This is a genomic window from Polaribacter pectinis, from assembly GCF_014352875.1.
Taxonomy (GTDB): Bacteria; Bacteroidota; Bacteroidia; order Flavobacteriales; family Flavobacteriaceae; genus Polaribacter; species Polaribacter pectinis.
This window is the reverse complement of record NZ_CP060695.1, coordinates 1,595,266-1,612,609: the sequence shown is the minus strand read 5'-3', so window position 1 is coordinate 1,612,609 and position 17,344 is coordinate 1,595,266. Positions and strand designations below refer to the sequence as shown.

Below are 17,344 nucleotides of genomic sequence, written 5' to 3'. Positions count from 1 at the left end.
AAATGAAAACGGTACAACTAAAGAAAGTAAAAAATAAAGATTGGCAATACTTAAGTAAAAAATTATCCTTAAAAAATCCTTTGATATTGGTTTTTGGGAACAGATTAATGTTAGAAGATCCTAATTTGTTTACAGAAATTAGAAATATGTTTAAAGATGGGCACATAGTATTCGGTTCTTCTTGTGGAGATATTTCATCAGAATCTATAGATGAAAATAGTATAACTATTACAGCCATAGAATTTGAAAAAAGTAATTTTTTAATAAAAACTACCAATGTATTAGATGCTTCAACAGATTTAAATAGTTTTGAAAAAGGTAATAATTTAATTAGCCAGTTTCCACAAGAAGGTTTAAAATACGTTTTTGTTGTTTCTGAAGGAAGTTTTGTAAATGGAAGCCAATTAGCAAAAGGAATGAATGCTGCAACAGATGATAATTTGTTGATTACTGGAGCTTTATGTGGTGACGATGCCCGATTTGAAAAAACTATTTCTTCCTATAATGAAAGCCCAAAACCTGGAGAATTAGTGGCAATTGGTTTGTATGGAGAAACGTTGGAAGTTTCATTTTCTATAAATGGAGGTTGGACTCCTTTTGGTCCAGAAAGAATTGTAACCAAATCTAAAGGAAACGTTTTATATGAATTAGATGGAAAGCCAGCGTTAGATTTATACAAGACCTATTTAGGTAATAAATCTAAAGAATTACCTGGAGCTGCTTTATTGTATCCTTTAAAAGTAAAATCTACAAACGAAAAACAATCAATTGTAAGAACTATTTTAAATATTAATGAAGAAGATAATTCTATGATTTTAGCTGGAGATATTTTTGAGAATTCAAAAGTTCAGCTAATGATGACAAATGTAGATAATATAGTAAATGCAGCAGAAAAAGCAGCTATAAATGCAGCAGAATTTAGAAAGAAGAAATCAGAATTAGCCATTTTAGTGAGTTGTATTGGTAGAAAATTAGTTTTAGATCAAAGAGTAGAAGAAGAAGTAGAAGAGGTAATAGAGGTCTTAGGAAAAGACACTACAATTACAGGTTTATATTCTTACGGAGAAATTGCTCCTTTTATTGGAGAAAGTAGTTGTCAACTACATAACCAAACCATGACAGTTACATTAATTAGCGAATAATGAACTCTCTTTTAAAAAGACAAATAAGAAAATATTTACCAAAAGAACTACAATCTAATACAGATTTAAATCTTTTTTTAGATGCTATTAATAGGTCTTATGATACTTCTGATGAACAATTTGCCATGTTACAAAGAGCAACAGCAATTAGTTCTGAAGAACTTTTTCATGCTAACCAAAAACTTGAAAAAGATTCTAACTCTCAAAAAGAAGTAATCGTTAAATTAAAAGAAGTTATCAATACTTTAAAATCATATGATTTAGAAACTAAAAATACGATTGAAAATACAGATTTAGATTCTTTAGAATTAGTCGATTTTATTGACAGACAGTCAAAGAAAATCATTAAAATAAATAAACAGAGAGATATACTTTTACAAAATTTAGAACGTCAGAACCAAGAATTGAATGATTATACGCATATGGTTTCTCATGATTTAAAATCGCCTTTGCAAAGTATAGATGCATTAACAACTTGGATAAAAGAAGATTATTCGAGTGTTTTAGATGATACAGGAAAAGAGAATTTAGAATTAATTAAAGATAATGTAGAAAAAATGGATACCTTGGTAAAAGGTATTTTAGAATATTCTACAATTGGTAATGCTGTGAAAGATTTATATCAAATTGATTTAAATGAATTGGTTAAAAATACACTTCTTGAATTGAAAATCCCTAATCGTATTGAAGTTATCTTTAATAATAAATTGCCAACAATAGAAGGAGATCAATTTCGATTAAAAAAACTATTTTCCAACTTGATAAGCAATGCAGTTAAGTTTAATGATAAGAGTATAGGCTTTATAGAAATTGGTTTTGAAGATAAAAACGAATTCTGGCAATTTTATGTAAAAGATAATGGTAAAGGTATTGATAATCAGTATTTAGAGAAAATATTTATTGCTTTTCAAAAATTAGAAAACGATTATAAATCCGTAGGAATTGGATTGTCAATAGCAAAGAAAATTGTAGAGGTATATCAAGGAGAAATATGGATTGAATCCGAAGTAGATAAGGGATCTATATTCTATTTTACTATAAAAAAATAAGCATGGAAAAGCCAAATTTAAGTTATGTTGATGAGTTAGCAAGAGGAGATGAATCTGTAAGAAAAATACTCATTGATGTTATAAAAAGTGAGTTCCCAGAAGAAAAAGAAGATTACTATAAAAGTTTAAAAGAAAAAAAATATAAAAAAATTGAAGAGAATGTTCATCGACTTAAGCATAAAATTAGTATTTTAGGACTTGAGAAAAGTTATGAAAAGGCTAATAAGTTTGAACATAATCTTCGAGAAAAAAGTTTAGTTGGTTTCGAAGATTTTGAAGAAATTTTAATAGCAATTTCAAGATACATAGAAACTATTTAAGCACTATGAATTGTATTATTGTTGATGATGAAAAAATGGCTAGGGTTATTCTTAAAACCCTTTGTGATCAAGTAAAATCTTTAAATATTGTAGATGAGTTTTCAAATGCAATGCAAGCAATTAAATTCTTGAATTCTAATGAGATAGATCTTATTTTTTTAGATATTCATATGCCAGATTTTAATGGTTTAGATTTTATTAAAACCTTAAAAAACCCACCCAAAATAATACTTACAACTTCAGATCCTAAATTTGCAATTGAAGCTTTTGAATATGATTTTATTGTAGATTATTTACTAAAACCAGTTGAATTATCGAGATTTGAAAAAGCAATTCTAAAAGCAGAAAGACATCAGTCTACAGTAATTTCTAATGATAATTTAAGTACAGATAATAATGCCATAGAAACTATTAATGACTTTTATGTTAATATAGATAGACGTTTAATAAAAATTGACTTGCCAAGTATTTATTTGATAGAAGCAAAAGGCGATTATATTCATATTAAAACTGAAGACAAAAACTACGTTGTACATTCTACGCTTAAAAAAATAGAAGAGAAATTACCAGATTCAATATTCCTTAAAGTGCATCGTTCTTACATTATAAATGTCAAAAAAATAATTGATATTGAGGATAATAGCATTTTAATAAAGAAAGATGTTATTCCTGTTAGTCGTTCTAAAAGACCAGAATTAATGAAACGTTTAGATTTACTATAGTTTCGTCTACACAAGTAATACATTTCGACTATACTAAACTTGTAAATACCGAATTTTAGAAATTAAAATTCAATAAGTACATAGTTTTGTGGTATAAATTATATATCATGAAAAAATTATTACTTATTTTAATGGCAACAGTTGTTACTAACTTAACAGCCCAGAACTACCAATATTTAGGAGACTTTACTTCAAATGGTACTCCACTATACCTAGAAAATCCAGGAGATTATGTTTCAGTTGAAACACAAGAAATGATTAGCAATTCTTTACCAGAAAGTTACCCAGTGCCAGATTATAATCCACAATACATAACTTCTGGTTACGATACTGATATCAAATTAACGGACAATGCAGATGTGTGGGTAACCTTTGTAAGTGAAGGAGCAGGGTATAGAAATGTTTTAGGCTATTATACTTATGATTTAGATAATCCTTTAACTACTGCACCATCTACAGAAGATATCACTATTATTTTTCCAAATGTTTCTGCATTAGGAAGTGGTGGTGGATTACAAGTTGGCGATAAAGTTAAAATAGGAACATTTGAAGCCGGTACAGGAATTGGCTGGGTTCTATTAGCAAATGCTTGGAGTTCAAGCGCACAAACTGTTGGAAATGGATTATGGAAATTATATTCAAACCCAGATTTTAATCCAGAATCGCAAGAAAATTTAAGACACCATAATGTGTTACTGGCAGACCCGGAAAATGAGAGAGTTATTTTAGGCTTTGAAGATATTAGAAGAGATAGAAGCACTTGCGATAACGATTTTAATGATGCAATTTTTTATGTAACAGCAAACCCTTATTCAGCAATTAATACCAATAATTATGCAGATGTAAATGAATCAAATAATGTTACTTCAGCTTATGATGGTGGCTTAGAGAGTAATGGAGATTTAGCAAATTTAATAGCAAAAAGAAACTTTAATAGAAAAAAAGCAGGTAATAACCTCAATAAAAAAGAGCAACAAACAGAATTTCAAAAAAGCCAATTTAGTAGAACAACAACTACAAATTCTCTAATAGATTATTTACCAGAAACAGGAATGTATCAAACAGAAACAGCAAATATTTCAAGTCCAGATGATCTTTTAGGAATTACAAATGCCACAGAAATTTTTTCGGTAGATTATTACCAAGGAACAAATAGAGTTTCTGCTGTTTTGGCTACCTCTACACAAGGTACAATATACGACCATTCTAAAGTAATCTGCGACCGTTTAAACAACTCAAGTTTAGAAGATGTACGAACAGTAATTACAAGAGAACATAAAATAATTAGTTCAAAGATTAAAAGACCTGGAGGTGAGATTGAATATACCTTAAGTTTTTCTATTAAAATTGATAGTACAGAAAAAGAACTGTTTAGCTTTTGGAATATAGATCAGTATCCAGCTGGAGATTACCAAAATTTTCAAATTTGGGGAAGCTCATTTTCTCAAGTGTTTTCAATTGCTAATTATATAATAGACAAACATACAGAAGAAAATGGGTTGATAAGCTATCCAGTAGAAAATGTAGTTCCAAATGTATTTGTAAAATCTGGTAAATATTCTAATGGAGTTATCAATTTAGACATTATCAATAAAACAGAAGAAACATCTATAAATTTTGTCGGAAATTTTGCAGAAACAGAGGTTTCAAATAGAAGTGATATATCTAACACATTTTCTTTAACAGGAAATTATAATGATCAAATATCTATTGAAACAGGTATTTTATTCGATATTGGTTTTTCTTTACAGACTAACAATGAAGAACAGAAAGATGCATTATATTTGGCAGACGGGCCATGGGGGTTAGATTATTTAGAAGAATTTGCAACTGTAAATAATTTTAATGTTGAAGTTTCTGATAGAGAATTTTTAGACGATGTATACGAAGTTGACAGAAATGCGAATGCCTCTGGTGAAGTAAAAGGGAATATCAATTTATTTAGACATATTTTACCTGGAGATCAAACATTAGATATAACAGATTACTCTTTTTTAAATTTTAAAATAACCAATAATGAACAAGTAGAAATTGTTATTATGCAAGATGATGATAGAACTTGGGAAAATAGAATTCGTTATACAATACCTGCTAATGAAGATCAAACATCATTTGATATTGCTTTTAATGATTTTAAAGATGCAGAAGGAAATTCAGTAGAAATAACAAATATTAAAACAATTGTATATTCTATTATTGGTGACTACACAAATTACAAACCTTTTAATATTTCTATTAACCAATTATCTTTTAGTAAAAAAACTGTTTTAGCTGTTGACAATTTTTCATCTATAGAAAATAATAAAATAATTAATTATCCAAACCCATTTACCAATAAAACAACTATAAAATTACCAATAAATTCAGAATATATACAAATTCAAGTGTATGATTTATTGGGTAGAATAGTAGATTTTAAAAGAGTAAATACAGATAATTCTCAAAATAAAGTAACATATAATGCACCTAACTTAAAAAAGGGAATTTATAAATACATTTTAAAAGACGATAATAACAAATCGTATTCTGGTACTTTTATTATCAAATAGTTCCCTAATAATTTAGTTTGTAAATGAGGCAAAAGTGAAAACTTTTGCCTTTCTTTTTGTTTAAAATATTCACTTATAAAAGACTATAAATTTAATTAATTTCAATAAAATGAATAGAATTGTAAGATTAAATAGAGTTTACTTTGTTATTAGCAATGTTATAAAGTAAATCCATTCCGTAAGAGAAAAGATTGAAAGAATCAATTAGTTAAATTACAGGATTACTTTTTGTCTTTCTATGACATATTGAATGTCTTTTTTGAAAGAGGAATGACTAATCTTGTTTTTTATATAAAGGCTGCTTAAAGATATACCATTTAAAACGCAATCCTATTTCTGTAAATGTAAAACCGGCTGCTGTTGCAGAGGCAATATTACTTTGTACGCCATAAAAATTTAAAACACTTCTTTCAGAAAAACGATAACCTAATTTACCTTGTATTCTGTATGTGCTTTGTTTTTTATCATTTTCTATGTATTGAAAACCAGTTGCAGCAGTTAACTCATAAAACCATTCGTTATTTTTCGTAACGTTTTCATCTTTTATAATATTAAAAAATACTTCTACAGCATTAAATTTACTTGGGCTAAAATAAATTGTAGGTACTTGATTTTTAAATGATATATTTTGATAATTAATACCAGCTTTTAAAGAAGGCTTTTCTAAAATAGTATAATACAATGATGTGAATAATAAATTTCGTTCATTATTATCATTTTGAGTTGTATAATAATATTGTGTAAACCAACCTAATTTAAAATTTGTGTTTAAGCTATAATTTAACAAGTAATTATTCTGAACAATTTCTCTATCTAACAATTCAGCATTAAAATTCTGTATTTCTCGTTTATAACCTATTGCTAAATTCTGAAGTTTAAAAGGCTTAATATCAAAAGAAAAATCTGCTAATAATTGATTGTAATTTGTGGTTTCTGCTTGTGACGAAGTAACTCCTATATTTCCTTTAAAAGTTAAGTTGTTTAAAAGTTGATAAGAAATTCCGGCTAAAAAATTATTTGAATTTGCATTAATATCATTCACTGAATTTGCTGTTGTTCTATAATTATAACTCGCTAAAACTTTAAATTTAGTGGTAAATGGAACTTCAATATTTGCTGAATACGAATAAGCCTCATTATTTCCGTTGTCAAAAGAATATGAAGCTTTGGTCTCTAAATATGGTGTAAAAGATAGGTCTAATTGTTTGATAAAATTAGTTGCATCTTTTTGTTTTTTATAAAAACCTAAAGTGTTTTCTGCACTTTTATAGGCATCATTAAAATAACCTGAAGCCTTTAAAGCATTCGCTTTCCCTAAATTCCCATCAAAAGAAGCGCTATCTTTTTTTAAGATAAGATTATAATCTGCAATACTCTTTTTAAAATCACTTTTATAGATGTTTAGTGTAGCTCTCAAGGATAAGATCCAATTATCAGGAGTTATATTCTTGATGACTAATTTATTAATTTCTTCTTTAGCTAAACGATATTTTTTATTCCAAATTAAGGCTTGTATATATCTTTCTGTAGTTAGTTGTTTTAAAGTTTCATCTGTATTTTTATTAATTAAATCAAAAGCACTCTTACTAACTTTTAAAGCTTCTTTATCATTACCATTTAGATGATAAGACAAAGAAATACCATTTAAAGAAGTTAATTTATCCACTGGATTTTTACCAATAATTTCATAAGTTTCTTTTGCTTTTTCTGTTTGATTAGAAATTAAATATAAGTTTGCTAAATTCAGCAAAGTGTCTTTGTCATTCTTAAAATCAGTAAAATTTTCTTTCAATATTTGTTCTGCTTCCAAATAATTTTGACTATTCACTTTATCATTTGCCAAACCCAAACGCATATACTTTTTAGAAACTAACGCATTAGCATTTCCTGGTATAACTTCTAAAGCTTTATCTACATAAATGATTGCATTTTCAAATTTCTTTAAATTAGATAAAGTATTTGCATAACCTAACAGAGCAGGAAAACTTTGGTCATTCTCTTTCAGTAATTTTTCATAAAACACTTTTGCGACAGCGTAATTTTTATCCCAAAGTAAAGATTCTGCATAATTTAGTTTTACCTCAAAATCTGTTGGATAATCAGCTAAAAGATCAGTGAATAAAATAACCGCTTTTTTAGATTTACCATTTAAACCAATAGCTCTACCATAACATAATCTTGCTGTTTTGTTGGTTGGGTATTCTTTTAAAATTTCTTTAAAAAAAATTTCAGCTTGTTTGTATTTACCTGTTTCTAAATATGTAAACCCATCTTGCATATTTTGCGAAAAGCCAATAATACTTGTAAAAAAAAGAAGTAAAAATGGAATAAACTTTATTTTCATAATAACTATTTAACGTCTGCAAGTTAAGCAATCGCATTTAATCATTCGACTAAAAATAGTTGTTTTTAGCTAAACAAAAGAGACTAAGTTTTGGTCTAAAGTAAATTGCTTTTCAACGACAGTAGTCAATTTAATTCTTATTACAATCTGATATTTGTACCATCAATAACAAATAAATATAAGAATTATGGCATTACAAATTTCAGAAAACAACGGAACATTTTATTTAAACGGAAACTTAAATTCATCAACTTTAAAGTCTTTTACAAATTATTTTACTTCAAATTTATCAGTATCAAACAGCGTAGTAATCAATATTGATGAAGTAGTAGAAATTGATAAAAGTGCTTTAGAAGCAATGAGAGTATTTACTAAAGTTGCAATATCGAAACAAAAAGTATTTTCAATAGTTGGTTTTGGTTGTAAAGAAATTTACGATGATTTTAATCAAACAAACGTAGCATAATTTACAATTTATAAAAACTTAAACAATGTCTGCAATTACACTCCCTTTAAAAAATAAAATTTCTCCAGAACAACTATTTATGATTAGTGGTTTGCTTGTAAATGGCGGAAATTATCTGTACAATTTAGTTTTAGGTAGAATTTTAGGACCAGAGAAATTTGCAGATGCGGCCATTCTAATCACGTTTTTATTAGTCTTGTCTTTTGTGGCTATGACGTTTCAATTAGTTACTGCAAAATTTTCAGTAATTTTCGAAGGCACGGTTTTTGAAACTTTTATTTCAAATACCTATAAAAAAGCTTCTATTGTTGGCGTTGTTTTAGGAATTATAGTTATACTATTTTCATCAGAATTACAAGATTTTTTTAAAACAATATCCTCTAATATGTTTGTGGTATTCGGAATTGGAGTTCCGTTTTACTTTTTAATGAGCGTAAATAGGGGCATTTTTCAAGGAAAAAAAGAATTGAATTCTTTGTCTGTAACCTATCAATTAGAAATGATGAGTCGTTTGTTAATTACATTCGGGTTATTATTTTTCTTCCAGATAGATTCTTCTTTATTAATTTCTTTCGGAATTTTAGGTTCGTTCTTATTCGGTTTATTTCCTTTTAAATTAAAGAAATTCTCTTTTTCTAAGTTGATTAAGCTAGAAAGTACAAAATCTAAAATGGTACGTAATTTTTTTATAATTACCGCCTTTTATGAACTTACCCAAATTATCATTAATAATAGTGACATACTTTTGGTAAAACATTACTTTAACTCTTACGAGGCTGGTTTATATGCTTCTTTAGCATTAATTGGTAGAGTTGTTTATTTTGTTGCTTGGATGTTTGTAATGTTATTATTACCAGCAGTAGTTCAATTGAAAAAAGAAGGAAAATCAACAGTACCAATTTTACTAAAATATGTAAGTTATATTGCAGCAATAGCTATAGCAATTGTTTTAGGATGTGCTCTTTTTCCAAATTTGATTATTCAAATGTTATTTGGTGACGGATATTTAGAAATTGCTCCATTACTATGGAAATATGCTTTAGCAACTGGTATTTTTGCTGTTTCAAATATCTTTGCATATTATTATTTATCATTAGACAATTACGTTCCAGTAGTATTTTCTGGTATTTTTGGAATGTTACAAATTTTATTAGTTGTCCTTTTTCATAATTCATTAGAACAAGTGGTACATGTGCAAATTATAGCAATGTGTATTTTATTGTTTGTGCAACTATTTTTCTTCTCTTTAAAAAACTTAAAAGGCTTTAATTTTATTTCCTAACTTTTTTAAAACCTATTTAAATCTATTTTTTATATAAAAGTCTACAGCTGCATTTGCAGCTGTAGACTTTTATATATATGCCAAAATTCATTCTTTGATTTATAATCATAACATATAGACTATTTTTTAATCTTAAATAAATTTTTAGTGTCGATAAAATGAAGTCAAAAAATGATTGTCTAAACCTTTTTTCCGCTAGACTATAGTTAAATGTATCTCGACTGCTTTGCCCTATTTAACCTCTTATTTAGAGCGAAATTTGTAGTGTAATTAAAAACAAACAACATGAAATTAGCAATCGTAACTGCATATCCACCAAGTAAAGTAACTTTAAATGAATATGCATATCATTTAGTAAAAAGCTTTAGACAAAGCGAAAAAGTAACAGAATTAATCTTATTAACGGATGTAACACCAGAAGGTAAAGACATCCATTTTACAGAAAATGGTTGTAAAATTACTGTAAAAGAATCTTGGAAGTTTAATAGTTATAGCAACATTATTAATGTTACAAAAGCCATCAATCAAATAAATCCAGACGCTGTTTTGTTCAATTTACAGTTTATGAAGTTTGGAGATAAAAAAGTGGCAGCAGCTTTAGGTTTAGCTTTACCATTAATATGCAAAATAAAACAAATTCCTACCATTGTTTTATTGCATAATATTTTAGAGCAGACAGATTTAGCTTCTGCTGGTTTTACTTCTAATAAATTCTTACAAAAAGCATATAATTTTATAGGAACCACTTTAACAAAACTAATTTTAAAAGCAGATTTAGTTACTGTTACTATGGATAAATACGTAACTACTTTAGAAGAAAAATATAAAGTTAATAATGTAAAAATGATCCCACACGGAACTTTCGAAATTCCAGAAAAACCTTCTCATCAATTACCAAAAGGACCTTTAAAAGTGATGACTTTTGGAAAATTCGGAACCTACAAGAAAGTAGAAGCAATGATAGAAGCGGTTGAAAAAGTAAGAGTAACTTCTGGTTTAGATTTAGAAATTGTAATTGCAGGAACAGATAACCCAAACGTTCCAGGATATTTAAAAAATGTTCAAGAAAAATATAAAAATGTACCACAAATAACATTTACTGGTTATGTAGAGGAATGTGAAGTAGCCCCTTTATTTAAAGAAAGTGCAGTAGTTGTTTTTCCTTATACTTCTACTACTGGGAGTTCCGGAGTTCTGCATCAAGCAGGTAGTTATGGTAAAGCAGTTGTAATGCCAAATTTAGGAGATTTAGCAACTTTAGTTGAAGATGAAGGTTATAGAGGAGAGTTTTTTCAACCAGAAAGCACAGACAGTTTAGCGGTTGCAATTGAAGCAATTGTTACTAATGATGCATATAGAGTTCAATTAGAAAAAGCAAATTATAAAGCAGCAACGGCATTTCCTATGGAAAGAATAACAAATATGTATTTAAATGAATTTGAAAACATTATTTATAACAAACAAACATCTGAAAGTATATTTACAGAGCCAGCAACTATTTAAAAATAACTAAACCTCACATAAAAATCTACAAGTAAAACAACTGTTTTATTTGTGGATTTTTTTATTTGTAAACCTTTAATTTATAAATATTAAGTTCAACTAATTAGATATAAACTCAAAAGCTGGTTTTTTCTCTCCTTTAGTGTTTATAAAACCGAATTCTTTTTGTGGGTTTACACGCCAAGGTAGTTTACCAACAACACTATTTGGTACTTCATCAAAATCATATAAAGTCCAAGACAAGTAAGGAATTTTATTTTTAGTAAGTACTTTTTGAATTTCTTTATAGTACATAGCTTGTTTTTCTTCAGAACTACCTAAAGGTTTCCAAAAACCGTCATAAGAAGTAACGCCAAATTCTCCTAAAAAGATAGGTTTATCATTAATTTTTTTCTTCAAAGAAAGATATGCAGTTTCCAGTTTTTCGACATCTTCATAATAATGAAATGAAACAAAATCGATCTTATCTTTCAAAATCTCTGCACTTTCAACATTAGACCATCCAATGGTTATGGCGTGTTTTGTATCAATTTTTTTTATATAAAAAATTAAATGTTCTAACCAAGCAAGCACAGTTTCTTTTCCTCTGGAAGCGAAATCTAAATTGGGTTCGTTTTTAAGATCCCAAGCTAAAATAGCATTATGGTTTTTGAATTTAGAAACAATTGTTTCTGCGTGCTTTTGATTTAACGTCCAATCTAAAACATCGTAGTTTCCATAAAAGTCGAATAAAGTAACAATAACTTTTAAATTGCTCTTTTCTGCTAAATCTAAAACTTGTTGTAATTTTTGTAGTTTCTCTTCTTTTACATTTGCCTTTCCAAAATCTTCATATTGAATAAAAATACGAATCGTGTTTAAATTAGCATTTTTTATAATTTTAAAATCTTTTGCAATTACTTGTTCATCAAAACTATCACCAAACATATCCCATGGTGTTTTCTGCGGATAATAATTAATTCCTTTAATATTCTTATCAGAAATAGGAGTGAAGTTCACTGTTTTGTCAAAATCGGATGTTGATTCTTTAACAAGATGTCTAATGCGCCAAAAGCCATCTTCCAATAATAAAATAACTTTATAAGTCGATTTTTCTGTTGTTTCTAAAACAAGTACACCGTTTTTAAACATCTTCTTGTATTCAACAACATTTTCGTCTTCTAAAACGATTAATTGTCCGTCTTCGCTAAAAAATAATATATTAGGATTGTGATATAATGTGGTAGATTCAAAAGAAATATTGGTAGTTTTATTAAAAGCAATTGTGTTGTATATATTTTTTCTAGCGCTATCTGTATAGTAATCTTTTATGCCTGTTTTTTGATTCGTTTTATAAGCAACTTGCTTAACGTACCAAGCATCTACATAATCATTTTCGATTTCATTTAAAGTCTGTTTGTCTAAAAAACGACCTTTATTTCCATCTTCCTTCCAAGTGATTTTTGGCAAATATTGTGCTTCTTTCTTTATCTCTGTGTGCAACATTTTACTTCTGTCTGCACCAGTATTTAAGTAGTTTAAAAGAGAACTAACTAAAAATAAAATGACAGAAATAATAAAGACATACGTTAACATTAAAACGCCACGAATAATAGCTTTATTTTTTTTTACCATAGCTTTTTAGCATTAAAAGATTTGTTAATTTCTGCTGTAGAAATTACTATTTCATAGGTTTCATTCGGATAAATATTAGCATTTAATTCAAAATTAACAAATCCTTCGATGGATTTTTTCTTGATTGAATCTATTAATTTTCCATTTTTATAAATTGATAAAGTAACTTTTAGTCCATCAGGAATCATCTGATTCATAAAACTTTGTAGTGGACCAACTTTTACATTTCTATTATTTTTAGAAAATACAATTGTAAAATCTTTAATTACCTGTTTATAAGTTAATTTAATTTCATCACTTTCGGAAATTCCATTGATATATGCCTTTATAGCCCATTCATCTTCATTTTCTGGATGAATAATTTTTGCAAAAGCAACGCCGTTTATCGTTTTTCCACTTGTTTTTAAAATGTTTCCTTTTTTATTTTTGATAAAAAAATCTACAAAACTTCCATCGCTAATGATATTATTATTGCTGTCTTTAATAACAGATGTAGAAAATGTAGTAATTTGGTTTCCGTCTGCATAATTATGATTTCTATCTGCGGTAATCTTAAAATTAGTACCAATAGCTGGCATAATATTCACCGTATATTCTTTTGAATTTAAATTTGAAGATGCTGATGACAATAAAATTCTTCCGCTTTTTAATGGCGAGTAAATGTTTTTATATGCAATTAAATTATTAGTGCGTATTTCTTCTTTATTTTCTTTTGATAGAAATTGTTGCTGAATTGCAACCGCTGTATTTTGTGGTAAAGGGTTGTCTAGATTATCTGTAGGAATTACCACAAACATCGTGTAATCTTTTCCTCCTGCAACAATACTTGGTGGGCCAATATAGGTTTCTAAGGAAACAGGTTTTGTATTTGGTTTAATTTTAATAATGCCAGAAAGTGCCTTTTCATCTGTAATTAATTTCCAATTTAAAACACCTCTTTTTGAACTAAAATGAGGTGGAATTGTAAAAGATAACTTATTGTTATTTAATATTGAAGTTACTAATGTTGTGCCATAACTATTAGAACAATACAATTGAACTGTTTTTTTTTGAGTTGTTCTAAATTCTAAAATAATTGTTTCTCCTGCTATAAATTCCTTTTTTGTGGTGATTAACTCAATAGAATTATCTTGATTTATTTCAGCATTCATAACATTTCCAAAAAACAGAAAACAACTTACAAAGAAGAGATATGTGTATTTTATATTCATTAATTCGGATTTCCTATATAAGCGTTCATTTCAATTTTTACGAAACTGAAACCTGTATATTTTATTTTTTGTAATTCTTTATTTGTGTGATTTTCGATTCGATTTGGTATAACTTTAGTCGCAATATTTTTATTTGGCAAGCCATTTACAAAACATGCAGACATATCTTCATTTATGATTTTAAGCGAATTGATTTGTGGAAACTCATAATCGAAATACTGTTTTCTTTGTTGCCTAATACCTTCTTTTAAAAAGTAATGATCTACCCAAACTAAATTTTTATCAGCATCATAATAAGTTAAAATTAACTGCGGCACTGTAATTTCTTGCAAGCCACTGTTAAATAATGTTCCGTATATTTTTTTGTCATCAATAGAAATATCACTTAAAACAATGTCTTTGTATAAGTCTGATTTAGATACGTTTCCTGCAACTTGCAAATTAAATTTTGTGGGTTGCTCTTCTAATTCAATTGGAGTAAATTCATCTGGATTGAATGTCTTAGGAATAGAATCTTGAATTTTTGACCAAGCTATTCCTTCAAAATTAATTCTGAAAGAACTTACTTCCTTTGGCATCAATTTATGTTTTACGTGATATTTTGCATTGTAAGTTGCTAAATGTTTATTTTCATCATTATATAAAGTTCCTTTTAAAACAATGTCTGCAGGTACATTATCTATATTTTGGACTTCGCCAATTATTGCATAATGTTTATTAAACTGTACTAATTTTGCAGAAATAATTTCTAAAACTGGTTGCTTTAAAACATCTTCGTGATGCGTTTGTTCTGTGGTAACTTTTCTTCTACCTTGGTTAAAATACCCTGTTACATTGTTTGAATATAGCTGGTCTGGTGGTAAATCTGAATCTATTTTAGTAGGTTTTAAATACCATTTTCCATCTCTATTTACAGCCGTTTTATAATCGATTTTACTAATTTTTTCCAAAGGTGTAATCCAATCTGTAAATACTTTTAAGGTAACCAAACTATCTGTTTTTGTTCTCTTTTCTGTGGTAATTGCATCTAATTTTGCATATGAACTTAACAAACCATCAGTTACAGAAACCTCTAACATATATTGAGAAATTGGCAATTTACTCTTTGGGTCTATTAATTGATAACCTTTCTCGAATTCCTTAAAATCTACTGCATCATAATACGCCATAACTACATTTTCTGGAGAAATTTGAGAATCGTTTTTGACATAAAAAACGTATGCTCCATAAGACAAAATAATACAAAGAACAATAGCCCAAATATGTAATGATCTTAAAACTATGCTTGAAAACTTGGTGTAATTATTTTGAAATTTAAAATATGCAGGTACAGCTTTTATTTTTGTCTTCAAACTATTTATAAACAAGGGCTGAATGTTTAAAATAAACGCCAATAAAAGGGTTAGAAAAGGAACTGTTCCCCATAATATTTTTTGCCAAGTGCCAACATCGTCTTTTGGCAAAATAGAAGAAATTGGTGGTACATTTAAACGTTCCCAAACCATGATTCCGTTTTCTAATTGTGGCAAACGTTGCCATCCACAGAAATATAAAATTGGATCATAAAATTTATCGTTGGAAAAAATATACTTTAAATTATATTTTTCTGGAGTTGTTAAAAACTGCTGAAGGGAACCAATTCCTGCAACACCTTTAAATTTAGAATTCTCTAAACGCTCTATTGGTCTTGTAGTTAATTCAGGTAAACGCCTTGCAGAATGGTAGTTTCCGTCAACTGTCATTGCATTTGTTTGTGCAGATAGCCATGCCATTTGATCTCCAAAACCTAATGTTAAATAACGCCATTGATCATGATCATCTTGGTTTAAGAAATTTACGATTGGCAACATTTTAATTTTTTGCGGTTGCGATGGTCTAAAATATCCTAGACTCATAGTAAAAACAACCATTCCTAAAAATAAACTGGCTAACAAACCCCCAATAATTCTGTGATAAACTGCACCAAATTTTTCTTGAATTAATTCTTTTAAATCGCCTTCTACAAACCTATAAATAAACTCTCCAAATAAAGGCAAAGCCATAATTGAAGCCCACAATGTAAACCTGTCTAACGTTAAAATATTAAATGCATTTTCACCTAAAATTATTCTTGGAATTGCTGTGGTCCCACCAGTTCCTAAAATAACACACATTGTAAAAGAGATCCCGAAAAACAAATAACGTTTGCTAAAATAGCGATAGAAAAAGTAAGGTAGAAGGAATAATAAAATTCCCCAAGGAATCATAAAAAACACCAAACCAGAAGATGTTATTTCTAAAAAATTATCTCTAGATCCGTGTGGAATTGGTACTTGTGTAATTGGATTGTTTTTAGAATTAATCCAATAAGGCAACAAACAGCCAATTATTAATACCAAAGAAAGCAAACCAAAACTTAAATTTCGTTTGAATTGTTTTTTGAAGTTTTTAATAAATATACTTAATGTTATTTTTTTGTATGAACCAATTTCATCAAAACTTAAATCCATAATTACCATTCCAATTAACGGAAAAATGAAGAAAATCATTCCGAAAATTGGAGTTACGTGATGAGATGTTACTGTTACTGCTATTAAAGAAAGAGAAGTTATAAGAAATTTATATTTACCAGTTTTTAGCCATAAATATATTTCAGGCAAAGAATGCATCAAAACAGAAATTCCAACAATGCTTGGTAATTGCCCGAAAATATGAAGTGTTTCTAAAAATGAACTCGAAAATACAGCTAAAATTGAGGCATAACCAGCAACAGTTCTGTTAGAAGTCATCATTAAAGAAAAACGATAAACTCCCGTAATAAATAGCATAATACTAATAATTGCAACAGAAAAAAGACCAAATTTTAAACCACCAATTAAAGATAAAGCTCCAATAGATTGATGTACCAAAGGTGGGTAACTCATTACTGTAAAACCTGTATACCATTTAAAGTTCCATGGTTCAAACCAACTATGTGCATAATGATCTGCGAAAAACAAGTGAATTAAAGCATCATAAGTTGTTTCTAAGGTGAAAAAAATAGAAGTACCATGAAAAGCAAGACCCAATATAAGGGCAATAATTAAATGCTTATTCGTGGTTTCTTTCATAATTATATAGAGTTATTTTCTACAAAGTAAAGATAAATGAATTATATGATGGT

Annotated in this window: 12 protein-coding genes; 8 read left to right on the top strand and 4 right to left on the bottom strand. The window is 28.0% G+C overall.

All coding sequences use genetic code 11. The features are described from left to right. The first annotated feature begins 2 nt into the window (after positions 1-2). From H9W90_RS07290 to H9W90_RS07270, 5 genes are all read left to right on the top strand, one after another. The gene (locus tag H9W90_RS07290) at positions 3-1,142 is read left to right on the top strand and encodes an FIST signal transduction protein (protein WP_187483779.1); all 1,140 of its coding nucleotides are present in this window, start codon (positions 3-5) and stop codon (positions 1,140-1,142) included. After that, positions 1,142-2,191 (top strand): sensor histidine kinase, encoded by a 1,050-nt coding sequence (locus tag H9W90_RS07285; RefSeq protein WP_187483778.1) that lies wholly within the window; start codon positions 1,142-1,144, stop codon positions 2,189-2,191. Before H9W90_RS07290 ends, H9W90_RS07285 begins: the two co-directional genes overlap by 1 nt. A gap of 2 nt (positions 2,192-2,193) precedes the next feature. After that, positions 2,194-2,511 (top strand): Hpt domain-containing protein, encoded by a 318-nt coding sequence (locus tag H9W90_RS07280; protein WP_187483777.1) that lies wholly within the window; start codon positions 2,194-2,196, stop codon positions 2,509-2,511. Between the two features lie 5 nt (positions 2,512-2,516). Then, on the top strand, positions 2,517-3,233 hold the full coding sequence (locus H9W90_RS07275) for a LytR/AlgR family response regulator transcription factor (protein ID WP_187483776.1): 717 nt from the start codon (positions 2,517-2,519) through the stop codon (positions 3,231-3,233). 107 nt (positions 3,234-3,340) lie between these two features. After that, the gene (locus H9W90_RS07270) at positions 3,341-5,782 is read left to right on the top strand and encodes a DUF4114 domain-containing protein (protein ID WP_187483775.1); all 2,442 of its coding nucleotides are present in this window, start codon (positions 3,341-3,343) and stop codon (positions 5,780-5,782) included. A 274-nt stretch (positions 5,783-6,056) separates the two neighbouring features. Here H9W90_RS07270 and H9W90_RS07265 read toward each other — a convergent pair whose 3' ends face one another. After that, positions 6,057-8,126: a tetratricopeptide repeat protein gene (locus tag H9W90_RS07265; protein WP_187483774.1), complete on the bottom strand. Its 2,070-nt coding sequence runs from the start codon at positions 8,124-8,126 to the stop codon at positions 6,057-6,059. Positions 8,127-8,313: 187 nt separating this feature from the next. On the opposite strand from H9W90_RS07265, the gene H9W90_RS07260 reads away from it, so the two are divergent. The 3 genes from H9W90_RS07260 (at position 8,314) to H9W90_RS07250 (ending at position 11,377) form a co-directional block, all read left to right on the top strand. Further along, positions 8,314-8,592, top strand: coding sequence for a hypothetical protein (locus H9W90_RS07260; RefSeq protein ID WP_187483773.1), 279 nt, complete (start codon positions 8,314-8,316; stop codon positions 8,590-8,592). Between the two features lie 25 nt (positions 8,593-8,617). Next, positions 8,618-9,874, top strand: a complete 1,257-nt coding sequence (locus tag H9W90_RS07255; RefSeq protein ID WP_187483772.1) for an oligosaccharide flippase family protein — start codon at positions 8,618-8,620, stop codon at positions 9,872-9,874. 285 nt (positions 9,875-10,159) lie between these two features. Then, positions 10,160-11,377: a glycosyltransferase gene (locus tag H9W90_RS07250; protein ID WP_187483771.1), complete on the top strand. Its 1,218-nt coding sequence runs from the start codon at positions 10,160-10,162 to the stop codon at positions 11,375-11,377. 99 nt (positions 11,378-11,476) lie between these two features. Here H9W90_RS07250 and H9W90_RS07245 read toward each other — a convergent pair whose 3' ends face one another. From H9W90_RS07245 to H9W90_RS07235, 3 genes are read right to left on the bottom strand one after another with little or no spacing between them, the layout of a single operon-like run. Further along, on the bottom strand, positions 11,477-12,991 hold the full coding sequence (locus H9W90_RS07245; protein WP_187483770.1) for a cellulase family glycosylhydrolase: 1,515 nt from the start codon (positions 12,989-12,991) through the stop codon (positions 11,477-11,479). Beyond that, a complete protein-coding gene (locus H9W90_RS07240; RefSeq protein WP_187483769.1) occupies positions 12,985-14,202 on the bottom strand; it encodes a hypothetical protein in 1,218 nt (405 codons plus the stop codon). Before H9W90_RS07240 ends, H9W90_RS07245 begins: the two co-directional genes overlap by 7 nt. Beyond that, positions 14,202-17,291 carry a putative glycosyltransferase family protein gene (locus H9W90_RS07235; RefSeq protein ID WP_187483768.1) on the bottom strand — a complete coding sequence of 1,030 codons (3,090 nt, stop codon included), beginning with the start codon at positions 17,289-17,291 and terminating at the stop codon, positions 14,202-14,204. Before H9W90_RS07235 ends, H9W90_RS07240 begins: the two co-directional genes overlap by 1 nt. Positions 17,292-17,344: the final 53 nt, after the last annotated feature.

Bases quoted from the DNA above. Each gene is read 5' to 3' on its own strand.
- H9W90_RS07290 (WP_187483779.1), top strand. From the start codon at position 3: ATGAAAACGGTACAACTAAAGAAAGTAAAAAATAAAGATTGGCAATAC.
- H9W90_RS07285 (WP_187483778.1), top strand. From the start codon at position 1,142: ATGAACTCTCTTTTAAAAAGACAAATAAGAAAATATTTACCAAAAGAA.
- H9W90_RS07280 (WP_187483777.1), top strand. From the start codon at position 2,194: ATGGAAAAGCCAAATTTAAGTTATGTTGATGAGTTAGCAAGAGGAGAT.
- H9W90_RS07275 (WP_187483776.1), top strand. From the start codon at position 2,517: ATGAATTGTATTATTGTTGATGATGAAAAAATGGCTAGGGTTATTCTT.
- H9W90_RS07270 (WP_187483775.1), top strand. From the start codon at position 3,341: ATGAAAAAATTATTACTTATTTTAATGGCAACAGTTGTTACTAACTTA.
- H9W90_RS07265 (WP_187483774.1), bottom strand. From the start codon at position 8,126: ATGAAAATAAAGTTTATTCCATTTTTACTTCTTTTTTTTACAAGTATT.
- H9W90_RS07260 (WP_187483773.1), top strand. From the start codon at position 8,314: ATGGCATTACAAATTTCAGAAAACAACGGAACATTTTATTTAAACGGA.
- H9W90_RS07255 (WP_187483772.1), top strand. From the start codon at position 8,618: ATGTCTGCAATTACACTCCCTTTAAAAAATAAAATTTCTCCAGAACAA.
- H9W90_RS07250 (WP_187483771.1), top strand. From the start codon at position 10,160: ATGAAATTAGCAATCGTAACTGCATATCCACCAAGTAAAGTAACTTTA.
- H9W90_RS07245 (WP_187483770.1), bottom strand. From the start codon at position 12,991: ATGGTAAAAAAAAATAAAGCTATTATTCGTGGCGTTTTAATGTTAACG.
- H9W90_RS07240 (WP_187483769.1), bottom strand. From the start codon at position 14,202: ATGAATATAAAATACACATATCTCTTCTTTGTAAGTTGTTTTCTGTTT.
- H9W90_RS07235 (WP_187483768.1), bottom strand. From the start codon at position 17,291: ATGAAAGAAACCACGAATAAGCATTTAATTATTGCCCTTATATTGGGT.